This window comes from Pseudoalteromonas sp. SWN166 (assembly GCF_015864485.1).
GTDB lineage: Bacteria > Pseudomonadota > Gammaproteobacteria > Enterobacterales > Alteromonadaceae > Pseudoalteromonas.
In genome coordinates this window covers 24,249-47,822 of sequence record NZ_JADYXB010000031.1, presented here as the reverse complement: position 1 = coordinate 47,822, position 23,574 = coordinate 24,249, and the positions used below count along the sequence as shown (strand labels likewise).

Here is a 23,574-nt window from a genome sequence, read left to right as displayed (position 1 = left end):
GAACGAGTGAAACGTTATATTCTTCCAGAAAAAAGAAAACGGCCCAAAAGTAGGACCGTTCGAATTTCAAAAACTCGGTACACCATTAAGTCAAAACATGCTTAACTGAATGGTGTTAGCTGACTAAGGCGGCTTTAGTGGAGTATGCTTAAATATTGATTACTGTACTTTTGAAAACTCTTCTTTGGAGATCTCACCGTTTCCATCAACATCTAAATCATCAAAAATCTTTACAAGCTGAGGATTAACCTTCGCTTCTTCCATCGAAATCGCGCCGTCGCCATCTGCATCAAAAGAGGCAAAGTCTACTGCTGCGTATGCTGCTGATGAAGATGCTAAAACGATAACTGCAAGTGTTGTATTTAATGTTTTCATAATAATATTCCTAGTAAAATGGGAAGTCCTTTTCAAAGATCCCTGACTGTGAAAAATGTTTAACCTAAAGAGGTTAATTAGTAATTAGCAAACTCTTCTTTAGAAAGCTCGCCGCTACCATCTGTGTCTAGCTCAATAAACTCAGCCATTAAATCCGTATCAACTGCCGCTTCGCTTGGGCTAATTGTGCCGCTACCATCGATATCAAGGCTGTCAAAATCTGATGCTGCTAATGCAGCTGAAGAAGACGCTAGTGCTATAAGTGCTAATGCTTTATTTAAATGTTTCATAACTTAATCCTTCAATGTTCTATCAAAAAAATTGCTTCGTTTAACTTAAAACGTAATTTTTCACTTCCTTGTTATCCTCTTTCGTAAGCTCCCTTGCCTACTTAGGTTGTCTTTGGCAACTCAGGATAAATACTTTAAATTAAGCTTCTGAAAATTCTTCTTTTGATAACTCACCATTTTGGTCAGTATCAAGTTCAGAGAACATGCTCATTAATTTTGCGTCTACTGATGCTTCTGCTTGGCTAATTGTGCCACTGCCATCCACATCAAGTGTGTCAAAGTCTGTTGCAGCAAAAGCGGCTGAAGAAGATGCAATAGCGATAAGTGCTAAAGTTTTATTAATGCTTTTCATAATATGTATCCTTCAAATTTATGTGTGCGATTAAGTATTTCACTTTGAATCACGATTTCGTTCAGTACACCTAGACTATTACAACTTAGATGCCAACATTTAAAAGCTATTAAATTTCAGATAGTTAAATGTAAAACTCATAAAAAGAAAGGATTTTAAAGTAATTACTGTTGCCTTTTAGCAACGCACTTCAAAGTGGATATATTAAAACTATTAAAAACATATAGTTATGTTTAGATAAAAAGATACATTTTTAAATGTATGGAAATTAAAGAAGGGGATTTATAGAATAATTCAGATAAATTTTAACGAGGTAGATTTAATAACACAAAAAAAACCACAACAAATAATACGTAATGCACTGTTTTATTTAAATAATAATTTTAATTATAAAAACAATAAAAAGTATTTTATAAATACTGACGTCAAACACCTTTTTGTTGCAAATAAGCGAAAAGCTATTTATTCAACGGTAGGTTCGAGCGCTGAAGGGTCTATAAAATGCTCTTTCATAAAAGTTTTCATTTCATCCTCGCTTGCTAGTAACTTAATTCCACAACGCACGCCTGCGACATGTTCTTTAACACTGCAAATTTCGCCTTCAAAACTTTTATCACTGCTATTGAGTATTACTGTGCATTGCATATCTTTAATATTTTCATCTTGCTGATCGCCTCTAATATCAAACATTACTCCTGTTAGCGAAATATCTTTAATGAGGCCTTCAAGTACTCTGTCGTCACTTAGTTTTAGCTTTGCAGGTAATAAGGTAGGTATACGCGTTTGCGAGCGTAGTGCAAATAACTGTACCTGCTTAGGGTAGTTAATAAATATAAGCTTAGCCGGGTGAGACGCAACCGACATTATTTGTTGGCGAAACGCTATAACTTGCCCGCCGCCACCTTCAATTAATGCTCTAACAACAACCATTACACCATCACGTAAATAGTCACTACTAGCAGGTAAACGTCTAGAGTTTGGGTAATTTAAAATAATAAATTTATTTTCAAGCAAACCAACAAACTCGGTTTTTACACGTTTACTGTCGGTTGGGGTTAATATTTCTAAATCGACCAAACCACTTGTAGTTAGTTGATGTAATTTATCTAGATTTGAAGTTGGCATATCCCTTTCCCACTAACTTGTATTTTAAAATTTAAACGACTCGTTTAACCACGCCAAAATGTAGGCGTAAATAGCACTAATAAGGTAAATATTTCTAGGCGACCAAACACCATTGCAATGGTCAGTAACCATTTAGCACCATCGGTTATGGCACCATAGTGCGAGGCTACATCACCCAAGCCGGGGCCTAAGTTATTTAAACAAGCAGCAGTGGCTGAAAACGCCGTTATATTATCCATACCCGTGCCCATAAGCGCTAACATTATAATAATAAACACCAACGCATAAGCAGAGAAAAATCCCCACACAGCTTCTACTACTTTATCTGGCAGCGCCTTTCTACCCAGCTTGATTGAATATATAGCACGAGGATGAACCAAACGATTGAGCTCACGCACACCCTGCAAATAAAGTAGGAATACGCGCACTACTTTCATACCACCACCGGTAGAGCCTGCACAGCCACCAATAAAGCTCGAAAATATAAGTAAAATAGGTAAAAACAAAGGCCAAGTTGAAAAGTTATCAGTAGCAAAGCCTGCCGTTGTACTCATAGAAACAGCTTGAAATAACGCCTGATCGAGGGTTTCATCGCCATTAGCAAATATTTCATTAGAGGAAAGTACGGTAAAACAAATAACCACCAGCGCTAATTGAATACACAAAAACACCTTAAACTCAGGGTCTCGAATATAAACTTGTACGTTTCGGCTCGCCACAGCGGCGTAATGCAGGGAGAAGTTAACGGCGGCTATAATTAAAAAGAACACACAAATAAAGTTAATTACAGGGCTATCAAAGTGCCCCATAGAGGCATCGTAAGTAGAGAAACCACCAATAGCCACCGTTGAGAATGCATGACATATAGCATCAAACCACTCCATTCCTGCAGCCCAATAAGCCAGCATACAAGCAATAGTAAGCGACACATAAATATACCAAAGATGCTTTGCTGTATCGGCAATTCGCGGGGTCATTTTGGAGTCTTTTACAGGCCCTGGTATTTCAGCACGATATAACTGCATACCACCAACACCAAGCATAGGTAGTATAGCGACAGCGAGTACGATTATACCCATACCGCCAAACCACTGGAGTTGCTGGCGATAAAATAACACCGACTTAGGTAAGTACTCAATACCGGTAAGTACTGTAGCGCCGGTGGTTGTTAAGCCAGAGAATGCTTCAAACACCGCATCGGCGAGCGATAAATTAGGTTCTTGTAAAAATATAAGCGGCAAGGACGCAAACGCCCCAAGTACCAGCCAAAACAAAACAACAATTAAAAAGCCTTCACGTGCTTTTAAGTCACCGTTTTCATGGCGGTTTGGGTAATAAGCCATCATGCCAATAACAACACTAAAGATAAATGCTAAAACAAAAGGAACACCACCACCGTCTTTATATATTAAAGACACCAGTGCCGGAGGCACCATGGTAATACTAAACAGCGCAACAAGTTGGCCAAGAATTTTTATGATGGTACGAAATTGCATTTAGCTTGTCGCTTTTATTATTAGTAAATTCAGGCTGAGTAGTATCAGCCAAATTAAATAGGGTCAGTATGCATTACATGCAATTTGTGTAGGTTATTACTCTTTAATAGTTAACTCAACTGCGCCGTGACTTAAATCAAAAATATCTTTGATTGCTTGCTGAGCTTCGCGGCTATCTATTGTAATCACCCATTCAATATTAGCAGTAAATTGCTTATCAATATTAAGCACTTGATACTTTGTTTTTAATGACTGCTCAATAGCACCTTGCATGCTGTATTCACTACTCCCAGTAATTTCAACACTGGGAACTTTAAGTACCGTTTGCAATTTTACTAATGCATTATTTAATGAGCCACCATAAGCTCGTACTAATCCGCCCGTGCCTAATTTTATTCCGCCAAAGTAACGTGTAACTACAGCTGTTATTTCGCCAAGGCCCGAACCCACCAGCACATTTAACATAGGCTTTCCTGCCGTGCCATTTGGTTCACCATCATCCGAAAAACCATAAACATGGCTTCCCCCGGGGTTACCTGCCACATGTGCCCAGCAGTTATGACGCGCATCGCTATACTTTTCTTCAATGCTTTTAATAAATGCTTTAGCTGAATTTAAATCGGGGGTATGTGCAATGTGAACTATAAACGTACTTTTTTTAATTTCTTCTTGATGAAAAACGTCAGCAGCGGGATATTTATATTCAGACATATTTTAAACTTGTAAAAAGGGGGCCAAAAGGCCCCTTTAAATAATGTACGTATTTTAACGTGTATAAACTAATTAGTGTTAACTAGAATTAATCGAGCGCTAAATCTCGTGTCATATTTTCTAAGCTATCTTCGTGAACAATAATGTTATCTTCAATACGAATACCGCCAAATGGTTTAAATGACTCAACCTTTTCCCAATTAATAAACTGCTTATTATCGGTTTGCGCTAAATCACCAAGCAGTGAATCAATGAAGTATAAACCCGGTTCAATAGTAAACACTTGGTTTTTCTCTATTCGACGAGTACAACGCAAGAACGGATGCCCTTCTGGCGATGGCTGATGAGTGCCTTTTTCGTCACTCATAAAGCCGCCCATATCATGCACTTGTAAACCAAGGTGATGCCCTAGACCATGCGGGAAGAAAGTAGAGGTAATTTTACGCTCAACAATTTCTGTCGCTGGTAAATTAACAATTTTAAAATCACTTAGAATTTGTGCTATACGGTTATGGCATTCAACGTGTAAATCACCATAAAGCATACCCGGCTTTAAACCTTTACCTAATTCAATTTGTTGAACCGTCATAGCTTGCACAAGCTCAGCAAACTCACCCTGCTTTTTAAAATCATAAGTTCGGGTAATATCAGCAGCGTAACCATTAAAGTTTGCACCGGCGTCAATTAAAAATGAGTTATGCGTGTGTGGCGCTTTTGGATCAAAATGCGTGTAATGCAAAATAGCGCAGTTTTCGTTAAGCGCAACAATGTTGCCGTACGGCATTTCATTTTCGCTTTGACGTGTAGCCATTAAGTACGCTTGTTGAATATCGAACTCACTGCCGCCATTAAAAAATGTATCGCGCGCAGCTTTATGCCCATCTACTGCAATGCGGTTAGCGTTGCGTAAACATTCAAGCTCGTACTGCGTTTTATAAGCGCGGTGGTAATGAAAATAGTTAAGTACAGGCTCAGGGTTCATAATACTAAAACCAAGTGCTTGCGCTACTTCAATATATTCGCCCATGTAAGCGTATTTAGCTTTGTCGTATGGTAATAACTTTTCAACTTGATCAGGCTGAAGTAATAGCTCTATATCAAAGTACTCAGCCCAAAAGTCACGAGGCTCGTCTGGTACTTTATGCCAAAAATCTACTGGACGATAAAATATTAGTTTTGGTTTGTCGCTGCCATTTACCACAATCCAGCAATGAGGATTATCAATAACCGGTAACCACGCTTTAAACTGTGGATTAACTTTAAATGGATAATACATATCATCTAAAAACTGGCGCTTAGCTTGGCCTGAATGAATTACTAATCCTTCTAACCCTTCGCTATTACAAATTGTACGAGTACGCTGTTGCAGTGTTGCAATATGTTCGGCGTATAAAACGGCTAATTTATCCATTGTTAATCCATCTGTTAAATTTAACTTGCTCTGAGTCTACCACTTAAACACTAAGCGCTCAAAAAAGGGGGGATATTTAACATGTAAACATCCCCCTTATTAATACCTATACCTATCGTGTTAAGTTATTGGTCGATTGGTATCATATATTCAACCGCCCATTTTCATTTCGAGTAGCGGCGCTAATACATTACCTTCTCGGCCCATTCTTGTATGGTAAACCTGTCTGTACGCAAATACATTTTTTACGTAATCACGGGTTTCGCGATACGGAATAAGCTCTACCCATAACTCAGCCGGAATAGCGTCATCAGGTAACCAACGCTTTATACGGTGATAACCCGCATTATAAGAAGCTGTTGCCAGCACTTCATTGCCATGGTTTTTCTTTTTTAAGTATTGTAAGTAACTCGTACCCAACCTAATATTTGTTTTAGGTTGATATAAACGACTACTCGTAACGCTGCCTTTATTTACATACTCAGCAGTACTAGGTAATAACTGCATTAAACCACGTGCATTAGCATGCGAGCGTGCATCTGGCGCAAAAGAGCTTTCGCGCCTTGCAATAGCAATACTCCAGGCAACATCTATCTTGCTACGTTTACTGTAGCGCTCAAAAACATCTTGAAACGCAAACGGAAAACGTTGCTCTACGTTATCCCACGCTTTAATTTTTGCTAAAGTAAAAATAGTACTGTCGTGCCAACCTAAATCGGTAGATAGTTGTGATGCAGCTAGTTTTTCTTCGTCGCTAGACGTATCCGTTAAATAATTCCACTCACGGCGCGCCGACGTAAAGCGCTCAATATCGTAAAGTGCTTTTGCGCGCTTATAACCTGGTGCATTCCTTACTTTATCTACAAGTACCTTATCAACAGCTAAAGGTTGATTATTTAAATCAACAGGTAAACCCAAACGCGCAGCTGCTAAAAAGCCGTAATAATCACGATTAGCCGCTACGGTTTTCCAAATGTCGTCGGCTTTTTGTTGCTCACCACGTTTTGCATAGCTGTAAGCTAACCAATATTGTTGGCCAAGGCTTAAGTTTTCTTTACCTGTAAAAAACGCAGCGATACCTTCCCAATCTTGGGTTTTGAGCATATTGCCCAGTTGCCATTGAATAAGCTTGCTGTCTAGTCGCTCTTTTGGCACTTTATTTAGCCAAAAGCTCGCTTGTTTATGCCCGCTTGAAGCAAGCGACAATGCAAAAGTGTAATACACACCCGCTTTTTCCTCATCACTGTACTTAAATATTTTTTCTAACTTTTCCCACGCCTTCAAAGCAAGCTCTTTATCGCGCCATATTAAACGCTTAACACCATAAAGTGCTATTTGGCCTTCTTTAGCTGACTTATTTTTATATCTATATAATCCAGCTGCAGCGCTTGGATCTTTACGTACTTTTAAATATAAATCTGCTAAGTAGCTTTCATTTTTAGGTAACAGCGTTTTTAAATAAGGTAGTAAGCTTTGCGTACCGCCATCAGCAGCAAGTGTAACGCGCTTCCAAACGGTTTCTTCTTTCATGTAGCCTTTTTTACGCCACTGTGAAAATAAACTATCGCACTCATTTGGCTGCGACTTACCCACAGCCCATAGGTCGGTTACCTGATTAAATATTGCTTTTTCAGGTGCGCCCAAATCAAGCTGAAAATCTAAATAAGTACAGGTAAGCCCAGTATTAGACGTTTCACGGTAATTACGAATATAAGCTGCTTTTTTATTTTGCTTTTTTAAATACTCTAACCATGCTTTACGTACCGGCCACTCAAGCGGAGTATGTTGATATATGTTTAAATAGTCTTCTATCTCTGCTTGATACTTAATATTTGGATGGCGCTGCCAATATGTTTTTTCAACGTAAGGTTTCAACGGATGATTTAAGCCACTAACCGCTTCTTTAAAGTCTTGGTAGCTTCCGTACCTTACTTTTTTTTCGGCATCTAAAAATGCCTCGTTGTTGATACTTGCCTCGGCAGAATAAAGAGGGAAAATGAATGCAGCTGCCGCAACACTTAATAAATATTTTTTCATAATGTCCTTTAATAAAAAATTAAAGTAGTGAATAAAAACTTTTCAACCACCTTAGCACCAAACCAGCTATATTTTAACCAGTCGATTGTAACCGAGTTAAATTTTTCGTTGCATTTTTAATTTAAAGCAAGCACACTGATTGAAATGCAAACTCATCGTACCAGTCTTAGTTCGTCAACTAGGGAGAATAATAATGTTATATAAAAGCGATTCCTTTGAAGTTAGCTTCCTAAAGGAAAGCATCGCCGAGTTTAAGTTTTGTGTTGCAGGTTCTGTAAACACATTATCTCAAAAAACTCTTTCAGATTGCGCGGCAGCATTAAAAGAATTAGCCGCTAATACTGATATCAAAGGCATGATTTTTACCAGTGATAAAGAGCACTTTATTATTGGTGCCGATATCTTCGAATTTTTACCAACGTTTACTAAACCAGAAGCAGAACTAGTAACGTGGATCAAAAACGCAACAGACGTTTTTGATGCAATCGAAGATTTACCATTCCCAACCCTAACCGCTATAAACGGTATGGCACTTGGCGGTGGTTGTGAGTGGGCACTTGCTACCGATTATCGTATAGCAAGCGAAACAGCTAAAATGGGCCTACCAGAAGTTAAGCTTGGCATAATGCCAGGGTTCGGTGGCACAGTGCGCTTACCACGTATCATTGGCGCCGATAACGCAATGATGTGGATTACCTCTGGCGCAGAAAATCGCGCAGCAGATGCCCTTAAAGTAGGTGCATTTGACGCGGTAGTTAGTACTGACAAACTTTTAGAGTCAAGTGTATCAACGCTTGAACTTGCGATTGCTGGCAAGCTAGATTGGCAAGCAAAACGTAACGTAAAACTACAGCCACTTAAATTAAACCGTGTTGAGCAAGGCATGAGCTTTGCAATGGCAGAAGGTATGGTAATGGGTAAAACCAAAGGCCACTATCCTGCACCGGTTATGGCTGTACGTACTATTAAAGCAGCGGCAAACTGTACTCGCGATGAAGCAATGGCAATCGAAAATGCCAACTTTGCTAAATTAGCACGTACACCAGAAGCAGCAGCTCAAACAGGTATATTCCTAGCTGACCAATACATTAAAGGTAAAGCACGTAAATTTGCTAAGCACAGCGATGTAGAAATTAAACAAGCAGCTGTACTAGGTGCAGGTATTATGGGCGGCGGTATTGCATACCAGTCTGCTTATAAAGGCACACCTATTATAATGAAAGACATCCAACAAGATGCGCTTGATTTAGGTATGGGTGAAGCGTCTAAGTTATTAGGTGCAAAAGTTAAGCGTGGCCACATGCCAATGGAAAAAATGTTGGCAACTCTTAGCAAAATCAAACCAACACTTAACGATTCAGACCTACAAAGCGCCAACATTATTGTTGAAGCGGTAGTAGAAAACCCTAAAGTTAAGCAAGCAGTACTCGCTGATCTTGAAAAGAACATGCCAGAAGGCACTGTACTTACTTCAAACACATCGACTATTTGTATTGATTTACTAGCAGAAGCGCTAGATAAGCCAGAAAACTTCTGTGGTATGCACTTCTTTAATCCAGTGCCAAAAATGCCATTAGTAGAAATTATCCGTGGTGCAAAAACCTCAGATAAAACAATTAATGCAGTAGTTGATTACGCGCTTAAATTAGGTAAATCACCAATTGTTGTTAACGATTGCCCAGGCTTTTTTGTAAACCGTGTTTTATTCCCTTACTTTGCAGGTTTTAGCAAATTAGTGGTTGAAGGCGCTAACTTTGCAAAAGTAGATAAAGTAATGGAAAACGTATTTGGCTGGCCTATGGGTCCGGCTTACTTACTTGATGTTGTAGGTATTGATACAGCGTTCCATTGTACTGGCGTAATGGCTGACGGTTTCCCTGAGCGTATGGCTCGTGCTGATAAAGACCCTGTGACTATTTTTGCCAACGAAAAACGTTTTGGTCAAAAGAACAAAGCCGGTTTTTACAAATACGAAACAGATCGTCGCGGTCGTCTCAAAAAGTCTCATGACGAGACAGCAGTTGAGCTATTAAGCCCAATTACAGACGCACCAAAAGAATTTGATAAACAAGAAATCATCGACCGTTGTATGATTCCAATGATTAACGAAGTGCTACTGTGTTTGCAAGAAGGCATTGTTGCCTCTCCGCAAGAAGCAGATATGGCATTAGTTTATGGTGTTGGTTTCCCTCCATTTAGAGGCGGCGCGTTCCGTTACTTAGATCAAACTGGTTTAGCTAACTTTGTTGCAGCAGCAGACAAATACGCTCACCTAGGTGCGATTTACCAAGTATCTGAGCAAACTCGCAAGTGGGCCGAAGAAGGTCGTGTTTTCTATAAGGTGGAAGGTTAATATCATGAATAATCCAGTAATTGTAGATTGTATCCGCACACCAATGGGTCGCTCTAAAAGTGGTGTATTCAAACATAAACGTGCTGAAGACTTAAGCGCACATTTAATGAAAGGCTTACTTGATCGCAACCCAGCAGTTGATCCAGCATCAATTGACGATATTTATTGGGGTTGTGTACAACAAACATTAGAGCAAGGCTTTAACGTAGCACGTAACGCAGCATTACTTGCCGGTATTCCGCACAGCGTACCTGCTGTAACGGTTAACCGTTTATGTGGCTCGTCAATGCAAGCATTGCATGACGCTGCACGCGCAATAATGACCGGCGCTGGCGACACTTACCTAATTGGTGGTGTTGAGCACATGGGTCACGTACCTATGACTCACGGCAACGACTTTCACCCAGGCTTAGCAACAACGATTGCACAAGCATCGGGCTCAATGGGCTTAACAGCAGAATACCTTGCAACGCTTCATGGCATTAGCCGTGAGCAACAAGATGAATTTGCTTATCGCTCACATCAACGTGCACAAGCTGCAACTGTTGAAGGCCGTTTCCGCCGCGAAATATTAGCAATGGAAGGCCACGCAGCAGATGGTTCGCTTATATTAGTTGAAGACGACGAAGTAATTCGTCCAGAAACAACAGTAGAAGGCCTATCAAAGCTTCGCCCTGTGTTTAATCCTACATCGGGTACGGTAACAGCCGGTACGTCTTCTGCACTTTCTGACGGCGCATCTGCAATGTTAGTAATGAGCGAAGAAAAAGCAAAAGAACTTGGCTTACCAATTCGTGCGCGCATTAAAGCAATGGCAGTCGCTGGTTGCGATCCATCAATTATGGGTTACGGCCCAGTACCAGCAAGTAAAAAAGCACTTGCACAAGCCGGTATTACAATTGATGACTTAGGCGTAGTAGAGCTTAACGAAGCCTTTGCAGCTCAATCATTACCTGTAATGAAAGATTTAGGGTTAATGGATGTTGTTGACGAAAAAGTGAATTTAAATGGCGGCGCAATCGCACTTGGTCACCCTCTGGGTTGTTCGGGTTCGCGTATTAGCACATCGCTTATTCACTTAATGGAAGACAAAAATGTACGATACGGTTTAGCAACTATGTGTATTGGTTTAGGCCAAGGCATTGCAACTGTATTTGAACGTGTTCAAGACTAATTAGTTTGAACATGTAAAACCATCTTGGTGATTAAAAAGGCGGACTGATTTTATTCAGTTCGCCTTTTTTATTAGCTAGCTTGTTGTATATCCCTGCATTGGAGAGTTAGGCTTATATGGAAATGCCATATTGAGAACTCCATCTGAAACCATAGATTTTAAATAGTTCTGTCTTAAACTTTGAGGTTTGCGATCAAGTAAAGCTTCTAATACTGAGACTGATATATAGTGCCCTTTGCATAACCTACATATTATCTGCTTCATAGTATCGACATCTAAACGCCTCTGCTCTCTAGCTGTAGCCCCTAATGCGTTAAGCTCAGCCCTATAAAACTCTGTTAAAGTATCTAACTTATCAACAAATGGCTTATCTATCATCTCACTGATAAATCTTCCTTTTTCATCTCTCTTAACAGGGTTCTTATCTAATTCGGAATCCTTATGCGTTAAGCTAGAACTATTATGCGTTAAGTTATCTACGGTATGCGTTAACCTATTAAACTGGGTTAACGTATTTGTGAATACATCTTCTGGTGATGGTAGCTCCATTCCCGGTAAGCTATAGGATTTATCTTTCTTTTCTCCGCTTGAAACTAAGAAACCTTTATCTACCAGTCGCGGTAATGCTAAAGTTACATCTCTTGAATGTTTGCTTGTGAGTTGACAGGAGCGTTCATGGTTCACCCAACCTTCAATAGCAGCTGTTGTTACAATCATTTGCTCTAATTCATTAAGAGAATAAAATGCATCTCCAAACAAAGAAGCTAAGAGCTCTGTTATTTCTTTTGGAATCAAACTGACCGTAGATAGTTCCAGCAGAGTTTGTTCTGATGGAATATGCTTCTCATAAAGTTTTGGTGTTCTCCAATTAGCCCATTTCCACCCACTATATATTTTTGGAACACCTGAACCGGCACGTTCGCCTGCACCTATCATTAAGAACATTTGATGCATCCTACGATTTCGGCAGTCACTCTCACCACCTTTCACAGCCAACTCAGGAGGTACACGCATTAGACCTGGATTACGAAAACCAAATAAATCGGGGCGTTTAACAATTAAAATAGAGCTTCTACCAGTATAATCGGCATGAACAAGTGTATTTACCAAGGCTTCCCGAATTGCTTCATGCGCTTTAGAATCATCAAGACGAACTCCACCTTGAAGGTCGAAGGGAACTTTAAGTTCAGTAGTTAGCTTTCTATAAGTTCGTCTGTAAAAGTCAAAAATATTGCCTGACCAAGAGCCATCAGGATAAAGCCTATCTATCCAGCGCTCTGTATTTGCTTCATCTCGCTCACGGTAATCAACAAAGTAGTTTGGCATCGCTTCCTGAATAGCTTCCCACGTGCCAAACATTAAAATCCCAGCTAGGGTTATACCTTCCTCTTCTGACGATCTATCTTTTCTCCAACCACCTAACTTCTTAAACATTTCAAAAAGATCTAACTCCAACCAAGTATGTTGTGGCTTGGCTACTGAAAATAAATTTTTATAAGCCTTCAAGCTATCTAAATCTATATCATCGAAGTTAAACCCTTTTAAAATTTTATCATCTCTACAACTCTCAACCTGTTCAGCCATCATTCTTTTAACTTGCTCTTCATCACAACGATGATCACCTTCGTGTAATCGAACATAAGTTTCTTTCATTGGCTGATTATTCAAGAAAATAGGCTTACTCTCTCGTTTTGCCGAGGGTATTTTTACTATTAATAGATTTTTATTATTTATTGTAATTTGTTGGGTATCATCGTTTGATAATAAATTAATATTAACTTTCGCTTTATTATTTGCAATATCAAATAACTGTTTTTGAACAAGAGCTATATCTTGGATACCAGCGATGGACAATAAGCCTTTTTTCTCTCTTACCCCTAATACAACATAGCCACCGCGACTATTAGCCATTGCACTATAAGTCGGCCAAAAGTCATCTGGTAATTTTCCTTTACCATCTTTACCCTGAGCTAATTTAAACTCTAACTCTTCAGACTCAGAAAGTGCCTGTAAGTCCTCTTCATCAGTAATCTGGAACATAAATCTCAATTCTTTTCTAAATTATCTACACTGCTCTTAGTAGATTAAAAGCAAAGTTTATATTAGGAACAATTCTAGTACAGCTTTATTTATTTATATATCAAAGCTAGAATAGACGCCATATTATTCGTTACTTTCACTAATAGGCTAACCATGAGCTTTGATAACACCGATCATCAATTAAATGCCATAGGCCTTCGTTGCCCAGAACCTGTGATGATGGTACGTGCTGCCATCCGTAAAATGAGTGATGGTGAGACGCTATTAGTAACCGCTGATGATCCATCAACTACTCGAGATATTCCAAGTTTTTGTACGTTTATGGACCACACTCTGGTAGCTAAAGATGCGGACGAAACACCATATAGATATGTCGTCAAGAAAGGGTTGTAACCACTATCAACTATCAACTATCAACTATCAACTATCAACTATCAGGAATTTGTACTAACTCTTATCTAACGTGTTTCTAAATTAAATCGGCTGATAACTTTCCATTTATAGCTGTTACTTCTTCGTTATCGTCACTTGTGGCTTATCATAGTCACTGTAATCAATACTTACTATGTATGTGCCTTTTATTGCTGGCGTGTAGCTAAAGTAATTATAAATAGTATTACAATCGGCAACTGCAGGTTGGCCGAGTGTTAGTTTTTGCCCTGCAGGTTGTGCATCGCTGTAACCGCAGTTGTAACCTTCGCTAAAATCGGCATCTGCTATTTTAAATTCGTACACTTTACCAGGGCTAGAAAACTTTACTTCGGCTTGATAAAGCGCAGTGCCTACTGGCATAAATTGATACTGCGGTTCAGCATCCCAAAGCGTAAAGTCGCCTCTTAGGTAAATTGTTTTATCTAGATCTTGTTGTGGCAATACATCGTTAATCGAAATTTGACTAGTACATGCGGTAAGTAAACCAGCAATTGCTAAGGTTAAAATTCGTTTCATAGAAATCATCAATGGGTATCCTTTGCGTACAGTGAAAACTAAAAAGCCAGCAAAACGCTGGCTTTTAAAATTGCTAATCGGTGTTATTTTTGTAAAACAGAAATATCTGCAATACCTAAAAACAATCCGCTTAACTGGCTTAATAGCGCAAGACGATTTTGCTTAACTGCTTCATCGTCGGCCATAACCATTACGTTGTCAAAAAAGTTATCAACACTTTCACGAATACCCGCCAATTGGCTTAATGCTTCTTGGTAGTTACCGTCTGCGTAAAGTGGTGCAAGGTCAGTTGCAAATTTTGCTACTTGTGATGCCAATACTTTTTCGGCGTCGTCGCTTAATAAGCTCTCATCAACGTTACCTTGGCTGGTAATGTCGTTTTTAGCCAGAATATTACTTACGCGCTTATTAGCGGCTGCAAGCGCTTCTGCTGCGTCTAATGTGCGGAAATGGCTTACGGCTTTAACACGGCGATCAAAATCAACAGGTTTAGTTGGACGACGTGCAAGCACTGCTTGAATTACGTCTACTTCAATACCTTCGTCTTGATACCACGCACGGAAGCGCCCTAGCATAAATTCAAATACATCAGCTGATACATTTAAGTTAGTTAACTTGTCGCCAAACAATGTTTGCGATTTAGCTACTAGGTCTAAAATATCAAGTGGTAATTCTTTTTCTACCATGATGCGAAGAGCACCAATAGCGGCACGACGAAGAGCAAATGGGTCTTTGTCACCTTTTGGTGCTTGGCCTATACCAAAAATACCCACCAGCGTGTCAAACTTATCAGCAATCGCTACTGCGCAGCTAATTAAATTTGTAGGTAAGTTGTCGCCTGCAAAGCGTGGCATGTACTGCTCGTTTTGCGCTATGGCTACATCTTCGGCTTCACCGTCATGGCGAGCGTAATGCATTCCCATTACACCTTGCACGTCGGTAAATTCCATTACCATTTCAGTCATTAAGTCTGTTTTACTTAATAGACCAGCACGCTCTGCTAATGCTTTATCAGCACCTAATTGCTCAGCAATATAACCTGCAAGCTCACTAATACGCGCAGACTTATCTTTAAGCGTACCAAGTTGCTTTTGGAACAATACGCTATCAAGCGATTCTAGTCGGCTTTCTAGAGTTTTCTTTTTATCTGTTTCAAAGAAAAACTGTGCATCAGCTAAACGTGGGCGTACTACTTTTTCGTTACCTGATATAACGACGCTAGGATCTTTACTTTCGATGTTAGATACAAACAAAAACTTATTTAAAAGTTTGCCGTTTTGATCTAATAACGGGAAATATTTTTGATCGTCTTTCATGGTGTAAATTAACGCTTCGGCTGGTACATCTAAAAATGCTTCTTCAAATGTTGCCGTTAAAGTAACTGGCCACTCTACAAGTGATGTTACTTCTTCTAGTAAATCTTCATCCATTGCAACAACAGCGTTAACTGCTTTTGCAGCCTCTTCTATTTGTGCACGAATTTGCGCTTTACGTTGTTCGTAATCGGCAATAACGTAAGCCGATTTAAGTACGTCAAAAACGTCGTCTGCATGGTTAATACTAATTTTTTCTGGGTGATGAAAACGATGACCTTGAAGCTGGTTAGTTATTTTCTTACCAAGGATCTCGCCTTCAAGTAGCTCATCACCAAATAAAATAGTAACTGTATGCACAGGACGAATAAATTGTGTTTTATTCGCGCCCCAACGCATTGGCTTAGGAATTGGTAATTTAGCTAACGCTTTAGTAATTGCACCTGTCATTAGCGATTTGGTTTCTTGCCCTGCTACTTTAGCAATGTGCAATAACCATGCGCCTTTATCAGTCTCAAGTGTTTGTGCATCTTTTACTTCAATACCACAACCACGCGCCCAACCCATTGCTGCTTTTGTTGGATTACCGTCACCGTCAAATGCGGCTTTAGTAGCTGGACCACGTTTTTCAACTTCTTTGTCTTGTTGCTTAGCTTCAAGCGCTTTTACTTGTAAACCTAAACGACGAGGCGATGCATACCAGCTTACGCCTTGATGTGCTAACTCTAGTGTTTCTAGCTCTGCAGTTAAGTTTGCAGCAAAAGCTTCTGCTAATTTACGCAGCGCTTTTGGTGGCAACTCTTCTGTGCCAATTTCTACTAATAAATTTTGTGCTGACATACTTACTTATCCTTACACAGCGGGAAACCAAGCGCTTCGCGTTTGTCATAGTAACTTTGTGCACACGCTTTTGATAACGCACGAACGCGTAAAATATAACGTTGACGTTCGGTTACCGAAATAGCGTGGCGTGCGTCTAGTAAGTTAAATGCGTGCGATGCTTTCATTACTTGCTCGTAAGCCGGTAGTGGTAAGTTTGCTTCAATTAACTTTTGGCTCTCTGCTTCACATTTATCAAACTGAGCAAATAAGTCTTCTACGTTTGCGTGTTCAAAATTATAAGTAGACTGCTCTACTTCATTTTGATGGAACACGTCGCCGTAGGTTACGCGCCCTAGTGGACCGTCTGCCCATACTAAGTCGTAAATACTATCTACGCCTTGAATGTACATTGCTAAACGCTCTAGGCCGTAAGTGATCTCACCCGTTACTGGTGAACACTCAATACCGCCAACTTGTTGGAAGTAGGTAAACTGCGTTACTTCCATGCCGTTTAACCAAATTTCCCAACCTAGGCCCCACGCACCTAACGTAGGTGATTCCCAGTTATCTTCTACAAAGCGAACTTCGTGAGTTAGCGTATCTATACCCATAGCCGCTAAAGAGCCTAAGTAAAGCTCTTGGATGTTATCTGGCGATGGCTTTAAAACTACTTGAAATTGGTAGTAGTGTTGTAAGCGATTTGGATTTTCACCGTAACGACCATCGGTAGGACGACGACACGGTTGCACGTATGCACTCGCCATTGGCTCTGGACCAATAGACTTTAAAAAAGTTTGCGGGTGAAATGTCCCTGCGCCCACTTCCATATCAAGTGGTTGAATAATGACACAGCCTTGCTGCGCCCAATAATCCTGTAAAGCCAGGATCAAACCCTGAAAGGTTTTTACGTCATATTTTTGCATATTTGGCTTTTTACTATCTAAGAAGTAGCGTGAAAATTACCCTTAGTATACCGTGTGTACACTCAGGTTTTAAGCAGTTTGTGTAGAAAATAAAAAAGGAGCCATTAGGCTCCTTTTTCAATGTAAGTAATATTTTTACACGTCTAGGTTAACTACACGTAGTGCGTTATTTTCAATAAACTCACGACGAGGCTCTACTTGATCGCCCATTAAGGTTGCAAACAATTGATCCGCACCAACAGCATCTTCAATAGTTACTTGTAACATACGACGAGCACTAGGATCCATTGTAGTTTCCCACAGCTGGCTAGGGTTCATTTCGCCCAGTCCTTTATAGCGTTGAATATAGATCCCGCGCTTCGATTCTGTGATCAACCATTCCAAAGCATCCACAAAGTTATCAACAGGTTTTGTTTTCTCACCACGTTGAATATATGCACCTTCGCTAAGGATGTTTGCGATGTTAGTACCAGTCACAGCAATGCGTTGGTAGTCACGTGACGCAATAAAGTCATAATGAAGTACGTGCGCTTTATCAACACCGTGCTGACGAATATTCACAACCGGGTAATACATATTACGCTCAGCATCATGCTCTGTACCAGCATGGAAAATAGTCGCATCTTCATCACGTGCAATCAGGTCGTCAACCAACACTTTAGTCCAAGCAATTACTTTAGCTTCGTCTGAAAGGTCATCAGTTTTCAATTCTGTTTGATAAATTAAGCGTTCCATTACCGTGTTAGGGTATTTACGCTTTAAACGCTCAATTACTTTAACTGTGTTTTGATAATCGTGAACTATTGACTCTAGTGCTTCACCTTCAAGAGCAGGTGCATCTGTACTTGCATACAACGCTGCACCATTAAGAGCAAGCGATGTTAGGTATTCAACTAATGCAGGGTCATCTTTAATATAACGCTCTTGCTTACCTTTTTTCACTTTATAAAGTGGTGGTTGAGCAATGTAAATATAGCCGCGCTCTACAATTTCAGGCATTTGGCGATAGAAGAATGTTAATAGTAACGTACGAATGTGAGAACCATCCACGTCCGCATCGGTCATGATTATAATGCGATGATAACGTAATTTCTCAGGATTATATTCGTCACGACCAATACCACACCCTAATGCAGTAATTAGTGTTGCTACTTCTTGCGAAGATAACATTTTATCAAAACGTGCTTTTTCTACGTTTAAGATTTTACCTTTAAGCGGAAGAATAGCTTGGTTTTTACGGTTACGTCCCTGCTTGGCTGATCCGCCAGCAGAGTCCCCTTCCACTATATATAGTTCAGATTGGGCAGGATCTTTTTCTTGGCAATCAGCTAGCTTACCTGGTAAACCTGCTAAGTCCATTGCACCTTTACGACGTGTCATTTCACGGGCTTTACGCGCCGCTTCACGAGCACGTGAGGCATCAATAATCTTACCTACGACAATTTTGGCATCAGTTGGGTTTTCTAATAAAAACTCAGTGAATTTTTCAGCCATTGCTTGTTCAACTGCAGACTTAACTTCACTTGAAACAAGCTTGTCTTTAGTTTGCGATGAGAACTTAGGATCAGGAACTTTAACGCTTACAACAGCCGTTAAGCCTTCACGGGCATCATCACCGGTAGCATTGCTGGTTGTTTTAGCTTTTTTGTTAAAGCCTTCTTTTTCCATGTAGTTATTAAGTGTACGTGTTAGCGCTGATCTAAAACCGGCTAAGTGAGTACCACCATCACGTTGTGGAATATTATTTGTAAAACAGTAAATGTTTTCTTGGTATGCATCATTCCACTGCATTGATACTTCAACGCTAATACCATCTTCTTCACGCTCGTGAGTAAAATGGAATACACCTTTATGTATAGGTGTTTTATTACGGTTTAAGTATTCAACGAAAGCTTGAATACCGCCTTCGTATTTAAAGTGGTCAGATTTATTTTCTTCACGTTCATCATTTAAAATGATGCTCACACCTGAATTTAGGAATGAAAGCTCGCGTAAACGCTTAGCTAAAATTTCGTAATGAAAATCTAAGTTTGTGAATGTTTCACCACTTGGCCAAAAACGTAGTTCTGTACCAGTCGTGTCCGATTCACCAATAACAGCTAGAGGTGCATCTGGAACGCCCATAGTGTAAAACTGCTCATGAAGTTTACCTTCACGGCGAACTGTAAGTTTTAGCTTTTCTGAAAGTGCATTTACAACAGAAACACCAACACCGTGTAAGCCACCTGATACTTTATAAGAGTTATCATCAAACTTACCACCGGCATGAAGTACCGTCATAATAACTTCGGCTGCTGATACGCCTTCTTCTTCATGGATAGAAGTTGGAATACCACGACCGTTATCTCGTACTGAGACAGAACCGTCTAAGTGAATCGTTACGTAAATATCATCACAATGACCTGCTAAGGCTTCATCGATCGAGTTATCAACGACCTCAAACACCATGTGGTGTAAGCCTGTGCCATCATCGGTGTCCCCAATATACATTCCAGGACGCTTTCTTACTGCGTCTAATCCTTTAAGTACTTTAATACTCGACGAGTCATAATTCTCAGACATGGTTAATCCCACTTATCTTGTTATTAGGTTGCCATGTTTCACGTGGAACATTTGTAGTTCTCGTTGCATGGGTTCCACCACAGCAGAAATACTTTCAGACAAAATTGAAGAGATAAAAATTTGAGAACTGCAGTGAGCAAGTAATTGACCCACTTTCTCTTTTGTATCTTCGCCTAACTCTGAAGGTAGATCATCTATTAGCAATATAGATTGCTTATCTGTCTCTGACTCAATTAAGCTATTTTGCGTAACTTTTAACGCATACAATAGTAACTTTAATTGACCGCGTGAGAACGTATTCTCTACACTGTTGCCAGCGACACTAAAACTAAAATCAGCCTTATGAGGGCCTTTACTTGTAAACCCTTGGCGAGCATCTCGCTCAAAGTTTTGCTCTAACGCATCTGCAAGAGATTCAGTCTCTTTCCAACCTGCGTTAAAGGTCATTTCTAAATCACGTACAAGCGTTAATTCTGCACACATTTTATCAAAAAATTGCTGCTTAAACCTACTTATATACGCCAATCTTAATTTATTTATTTCTTCAGCCAGTCTAACAAATTCTTTGTCCCAAAACTTAATTTGGTCAAAATAATTCTTTGGCTTAGTTTTTAACAACGCATTGCGTTGTTTAAGTACTTTATTAAATGACTGCCATAAAAAAAAGAACTCATGTTCCACGTGGAACAAACCTAAATCTAAAAACTTTCTGCGCTCTTTCGGCCCACCAAAAAATAAGGAGTAACTCTCTGGTGTGATAATTTGTACAGGCATAAGCTGAGCTAGCTCAGATATTTTACGGCTCGCCTTACCTTGAATTTTTAAATTAGTTTCACCCGTTTGGGTTTTACTAATACCAATTGGAATAGATAAGTCGTGTATCGTTTTTCGTCCGTGAATTACAAACTGCTCTTGCTGATGCGCAATAATACATTTGTGTTTTGGAGTACGAAAAGATTTGCCGTGAGAAAGGTAATAAATAGCCTCTAAAAGGCTGGTTTTTCCGCTGCCATTTTCACCATAAATTATATTAACGCCGTTGACTGGTTCTAACGTCAGCGCCTCAATATTACGAAAATATTTGAGGCTCAAATGACTTAAGCTCATTATGTATTTATAATCTTATAAACGCATAGGCATAACAACATACATTGCTTCTTCATCACCAGCGCCTTCAATTAAGGCACTGCTATTTGAGTCGGCTAATGTAAATAGTACGTCTTCTGTTTTTAGAGTGTTAAGTACGTCTAATACGTAAGACACGTTAAACCCTATTTCTAGGTCTGCGCCTTCGTAACTTACTTCAACAACTTCTTCAGCTTGTTCTTGCTCTGGGTTGTTAGCCGTAATTTTTAATAAGCCGTTTGATAAGTTTAAGCGTACACCACGAAACTTTTCATTAGATAAAATAGACACACGTTGAAACGCATTTCGTAACCATTCGCGGTTAGCTGTAATTACTTTGTCGCCACCGCGCGGTAATACACGACGGTAATCAGGAAAACGTCCATCAACTAGTTTACTTGTAAATGTAAACTCAAGATCGATAATACGAATATGGTTGGCACCAAACTGAATTGTTACCAATTCATCATCAGCGACCATAAGACGCATAATTTCTTGCACACCTTTGCGAGGTATAATTAATTGGCGTTGAGTATTAAGCGATTGCGTTAATTGCTTTTGCGCTATAGCTAAACGGTGACCATCTGTTGCTACTGTTTTTATATCGGTATTATCTACTTCAAACGACATACCATTTAGGTAATAACGTACGTCCTGATTGGCCATTGAAAAATGCGTGCTTTCGAGTAACTTACGTAACTCTAAACGAGTAAGTTGAAATTCAACTTCTCCATCCCACTCTTCTAAATTTGGAAAATCATCAGCAGATAAAGTCGTTAATGAAAAACGGCTTTTACCACTAGTTAAAAGTAATTGGTGCTCTTGCAAGCTTAAAGTAATGTCCGAACCATCTGGTAGACTTTTACAAATATCGAGTAACTTTTTAGCGGGTAACGTTAGTTTTGTATCGGCAATATCATCACCTACAAATACGCCAGAAACTAATTCAATTTCAAGGTCAGTACCCGTCATTGAAAGTTGTCCGTTTTCTACCACTAACAAAACGTTAGATAAAATTGGCAACGTGTGTTTGCGCTCTATTGCGCCCGACACTTGCACCAATGGCTTTAAAAATTGTTGTCTTGATATTGTTATTTGCATAATAAAGTCAGCCCTAAGATGACAATGTTCTTATTAAGTTTTGGTAATCTTCTTTAATTTCGTGGCTTTCGTCACGTAGTGATTTTATCTTACGACATGCATGTAATACGGTCGTATGATCGCGTCCACCAAATGCGTCACCAATCTCAGGTAAGCTGTGATTAGTTAATTCTTTAGATAATGCCATAGCTACTTGGCGCGGCCTCGCTATAGAGCGGCTGCGGCGCTTAGATAACAGATCTGATATACGAATTCGATAGTACTCAGCAACGGTGCGCTGAATATTGTCTATGGTAACCAGTTTATCTTGCAAGGCAAGTAAATCGCGAAGCGCTTCTTTTACAAAATCGATAGAAATTGGACGACCGGTAAAGTTAGCGTTAGCAATTACACGGTTAAGTGCACCTTCTAATTCACGTACGTTCGAGCGTAATTTTTTGGCAATAAAAAAAGCAACTTCGTGTGGTAAGTTAATCTTACTTTGCTGGGCTTTTTTCATCAAAATAGCAACGCGCGTTTCAAGCTCTGGTGGCTCTATCGCGATTGTTAATCCCCAACCAAAACGTGATTTAAGCCTATCTTCAACGCCTTCAATCTCTTTAGGATAACGGTCAGAGGTTAAAATGATTTGTTGGTTACCTTCGAGCAATGCATTAAAGGTATGAAAAAACTCTTCTTGTGAACGCTCTTTGTTAGCAAAAAATTGAATATCATCAATCATTAATGCATCAACACTGCGGTAATAACGCTTAAATTCTTCTATCGCATTATTTTGTAGTGCCTTTACCATGTCTTGGACAAAGCGTTCTGAATGCATGTAAACAATTTTAGCATCTGGCTTATTTGCCATAATGCCATTACCTACCGCATGTAATAAATGAGTTTTACCTAAACCAGTACCGCCGTATATAAATACAGGGTTAAAAGCAGAGCCAGGATTGTCGGCAACTTGTGTGGCCGCAGCTTTTGCTAATTGGTTAGATTTACCTTCAACAAAGCTGTCAAAAGTATAATTTTCTTTAATGTTAGATTTGTAACCTGACTTAGGTGCAGGTTCAACAACTGGCTTTTGCTCGCGAGGCTGTTGTTTTGCAGAAGCGTGTGCACTTGGTGCCGATTGAGTTTCTATAACCGGTGCAGCTTGTGCATTTAATAAAGGTTTACTACCTACATCAAAACGTAGTTTTGGTGCTTCAACACCACAAATCTCTACTAATAATTCGTTAATTCTATTTAGGTACTTTTCTCTCACCCAATCAAGCACAAAGCGATTAGGTGCATAAATCGTCAAGGTATCTTCGGTACTTTCTGCTTGTAGCGGTCTTACCCACATACTGAATTGCTGCGAAGGCAGCTCATCTTGCAATACATATAAACAACTTTGCCAAACCGACAGATACACAGTTAAACTCCCAG

General features: G+C 39.6%; 19 protein-coding genes. 3 read left to right on the top strand and 16 right to left on the bottom strand.

Translation table 11 applies throughout. The features are described 5' to 3' along the window. Positions 1-159: 159 nt before the first annotated feature. From I6F49_RS15805 to I6F49_RS15770, 8 genes are all read right to left on the bottom strand, one after another. A complete protein-coding gene (locus I6F49_RS15805; RefSeq protein WP_197181282.1) occupies positions 160-375 on the bottom strand; it encodes a calmodulin in 216 nt (71 codons plus the stop codon). A gap of 77 nt (positions 376-452) precedes the next feature. Beyond that, positions 453-665: a calmodulin gene (locus tag I6F49_RS15800; RefSeq protein WP_197181281.1), complete on the bottom strand. Its 213-nt coding sequence runs from the start codon at positions 663-665 to the stop codon at positions 453-455. Between the two features lie 139 nt (positions 666-804). Further along, positions 805-1,017: an EF-hand domain-containing protein gene (locus I6F49_RS15795; RefSeq protein WP_004335175.1), complete on the bottom strand. Its 213-nt coding sequence runs from the start codon at positions 1,015-1,017 to the stop codon at positions 805-807. Between the two features lie 462 nt (positions 1,018-1,479). Beyond that, positions 1,480-2,142: a flagellar brake domain-containing protein gene (locus I6F49_RS15790; protein WP_197181280.1), complete on the bottom strand. Its 663-nt coding sequence runs from the start codon at positions 2,140-2,142 to the stop codon at positions 1,480-1,482. 44 nt (positions 2,143-2,186) lie between these two features. Beyond that, positions 2,187-3,638: a TrkH family potassium uptake protein gene (locus I6F49_RS15785; protein WP_121953916.1), complete on the bottom strand. Its 1,452-nt coding sequence runs from the start codon at positions 3,636-3,638 to the stop codon at positions 2,187-2,189. A gap of 96 nt (positions 3,639-3,734) precedes the next feature. Continuing rightward, positions 3,735-4,349 carry a YigZ family protein gene (locus I6F49_RS15780; RefSeq protein WP_166421564.1) on the bottom strand — a complete coding sequence of 205 codons (615 nt, stop codon included), beginning with the start codon at positions 4,347-4,349 and terminating at the stop codon, positions 3,735-3,737. Between the two features lie 88 nt (positions 4,350-4,437). Further along, positions 4,438-5,760 carry a Xaa-Pro dipeptidase gene (gene pepQ, locus I6F49_RS15775; RefSeq protein WP_197181279.1) on the bottom strand — a complete coding sequence of 441 codons (1,323 nt, stop codon included), beginning with the start codon at positions 5,758-5,760 and terminating at the stop codon, positions 4,438-4,440. 150 nt (positions 5,761-5,910) lie between these two features. Beyond that, positions 5,911-7,797, bottom strand: a complete 1,887-nt coding sequence (locus I6F49_RS15770) for a transglycosylase SLT domain-containing protein (RefSeq protein ID WP_197181278.1) — start codon at positions 7,795-7,797, stop codon at positions 5,911-5,913. A 193-nt stretch (positions 7,798-7,990) separates the two neighbouring features. Here I6F49_RS15770 and fadB point away from each other — a divergent pair, with 193 nt between their 5' ends. Both fadB and fadA read left to right on the top strand, forming a co-directional pair. Then, positions 7,991-10,150 carry a fatty acid oxidation complex subunit alpha FadB gene (fadB, locus tag I6F49_RS15765; protein WP_197181277.1) on the top strand — a complete coding sequence of 720 codons (2,160 nt, stop codon included), beginning with the start codon at positions 7,991-7,993 and terminating at the stop codon, positions 10,148-10,150. A 4-nt stretch (positions 10,151-10,154) separates the two neighbouring features. Beyond that, on the top strand, positions 10,155-11,324 hold the full coding sequence (fadA, locus tag I6F49_RS15760) for an acetyl-CoA C-acyltransferase FadA (RefSeq protein WP_197181276.1): 1,170 nt from the start codon (positions 10,155-10,157) through the stop codon (positions 11,322-11,324). A 75-nt stretch (positions 11,325-11,399) separates the two neighbouring features. On the opposite strand, the gene I6F49_RS15755 is transcribed toward fadA, so the two are convergent. Next, positions 11,400-13,364 (bottom strand): RNA-binding domain-containing protein, encoded by a 1,965-nt coding sequence (locus I6F49_RS15755; RefSeq protein WP_197181283.1) that lies wholly within the window; start codon positions 13,362-13,364, stop codon positions 11,400-11,402. Positions 13,365-13,517: 153 nt separating this feature from the next. Between I6F49_RS15755 and tusA the strand changes: the two genes are divergently transcribed. Further along, positions 13,518-13,757 carry a sulfurtransferase TusA gene (gene tusA, locus I6F49_RS15750; RefSeq protein ID WP_024591281.1) on the top strand — a complete coding sequence of 80 codons (240 nt, stop codon included), beginning with the start codon at positions 13,518-13,520 and terminating at the stop codon, positions 13,755-13,757. A 114-nt stretch (positions 13,758-13,871) separates the two neighbouring features. On the opposite strand, the gene I6F49_RS15745 is transcribed toward tusA, so the two are convergent. The 7 genes from I6F49_RS15745 to dnaA form a co-directional block, all read right to left on the bottom strand. Continuing rightward, on the bottom strand, positions 13,872-14,321 hold the full coding sequence (locus I6F49_RS15745; protein ID WP_197181275.1) for a hypothetical protein: 450 nt from the start codon (positions 14,319-14,321) through the stop codon (positions 13,872-13,874). Between the two features lie 74 nt (positions 14,322-14,395). Further along, positions 14,396-16,465, bottom strand: a complete 2,070-nt coding sequence (glyS, locus tag I6F49_RS15740; RefSeq protein ID WP_166421267.1) for a glycine--tRNA ligase subunit beta — start codon at positions 16,463-16,465, stop codon at positions 14,396-14,398. A 2-nt stretch (positions 16,466-16,467) separates the two neighbouring features. Continuing rightward, positions 16,468-17,370 (bottom strand): glycine--tRNA ligase subunit alpha, encoded by a 903-nt coding sequence (gene glyQ, locus I6F49_RS15735; protein WP_007584197.1) that lies wholly within the window; start codon positions 17,368-17,370, stop codon positions 16,468-16,470. 135 nt (positions 17,371-17,505) lie between these two features. Then, a complete protein-coding gene (gene gyrB / locus I6F49_RS15730) occupies positions 17,506-19,932 on the bottom strand; it encodes a DNA topoisomerase (ATP-hydrolyzing) subunit B (RefSeq protein WP_166421266.1) in 2,427 nt (808 codons plus the stop codon). 12 nt (positions 19,933-19,944) lie between these two features. After that, on the bottom strand, positions 19,945-21,039 hold the full coding sequence (gene recF, locus I6F49_RS15725; protein WP_197181274.1) for a DNA replication/repair protein RecF: 1,095 nt from the start codon (positions 21,037-21,039) through the stop codon (positions 19,945-19,947). A gap of 15 nt (positions 21,040-21,054) precedes the next feature. Further along, on the bottom strand, positions 21,055-22,158 hold the full coding sequence (gene dnaN / locus I6F49_RS15720) for a DNA polymerase III subunit beta (RefSeq protein WP_024599960.1): 1,104 nt from the start codon (positions 22,156-22,158) through the stop codon (positions 21,055-21,057). A gap of 13 nt (positions 22,159-22,171) precedes the next feature. Next, positions 22,172-23,560, bottom strand: coding sequence for a chromosomal replication initiator protein DnaA (gene dnaA / locus I6F49_RS15715; protein WP_010555148.1), 1,389 nt, complete (start codon positions 23,558-23,560; stop codon positions 22,172-22,174). Between the last annotated feature and the right edge of the window lie 14 nt (positions 23,561-23,574).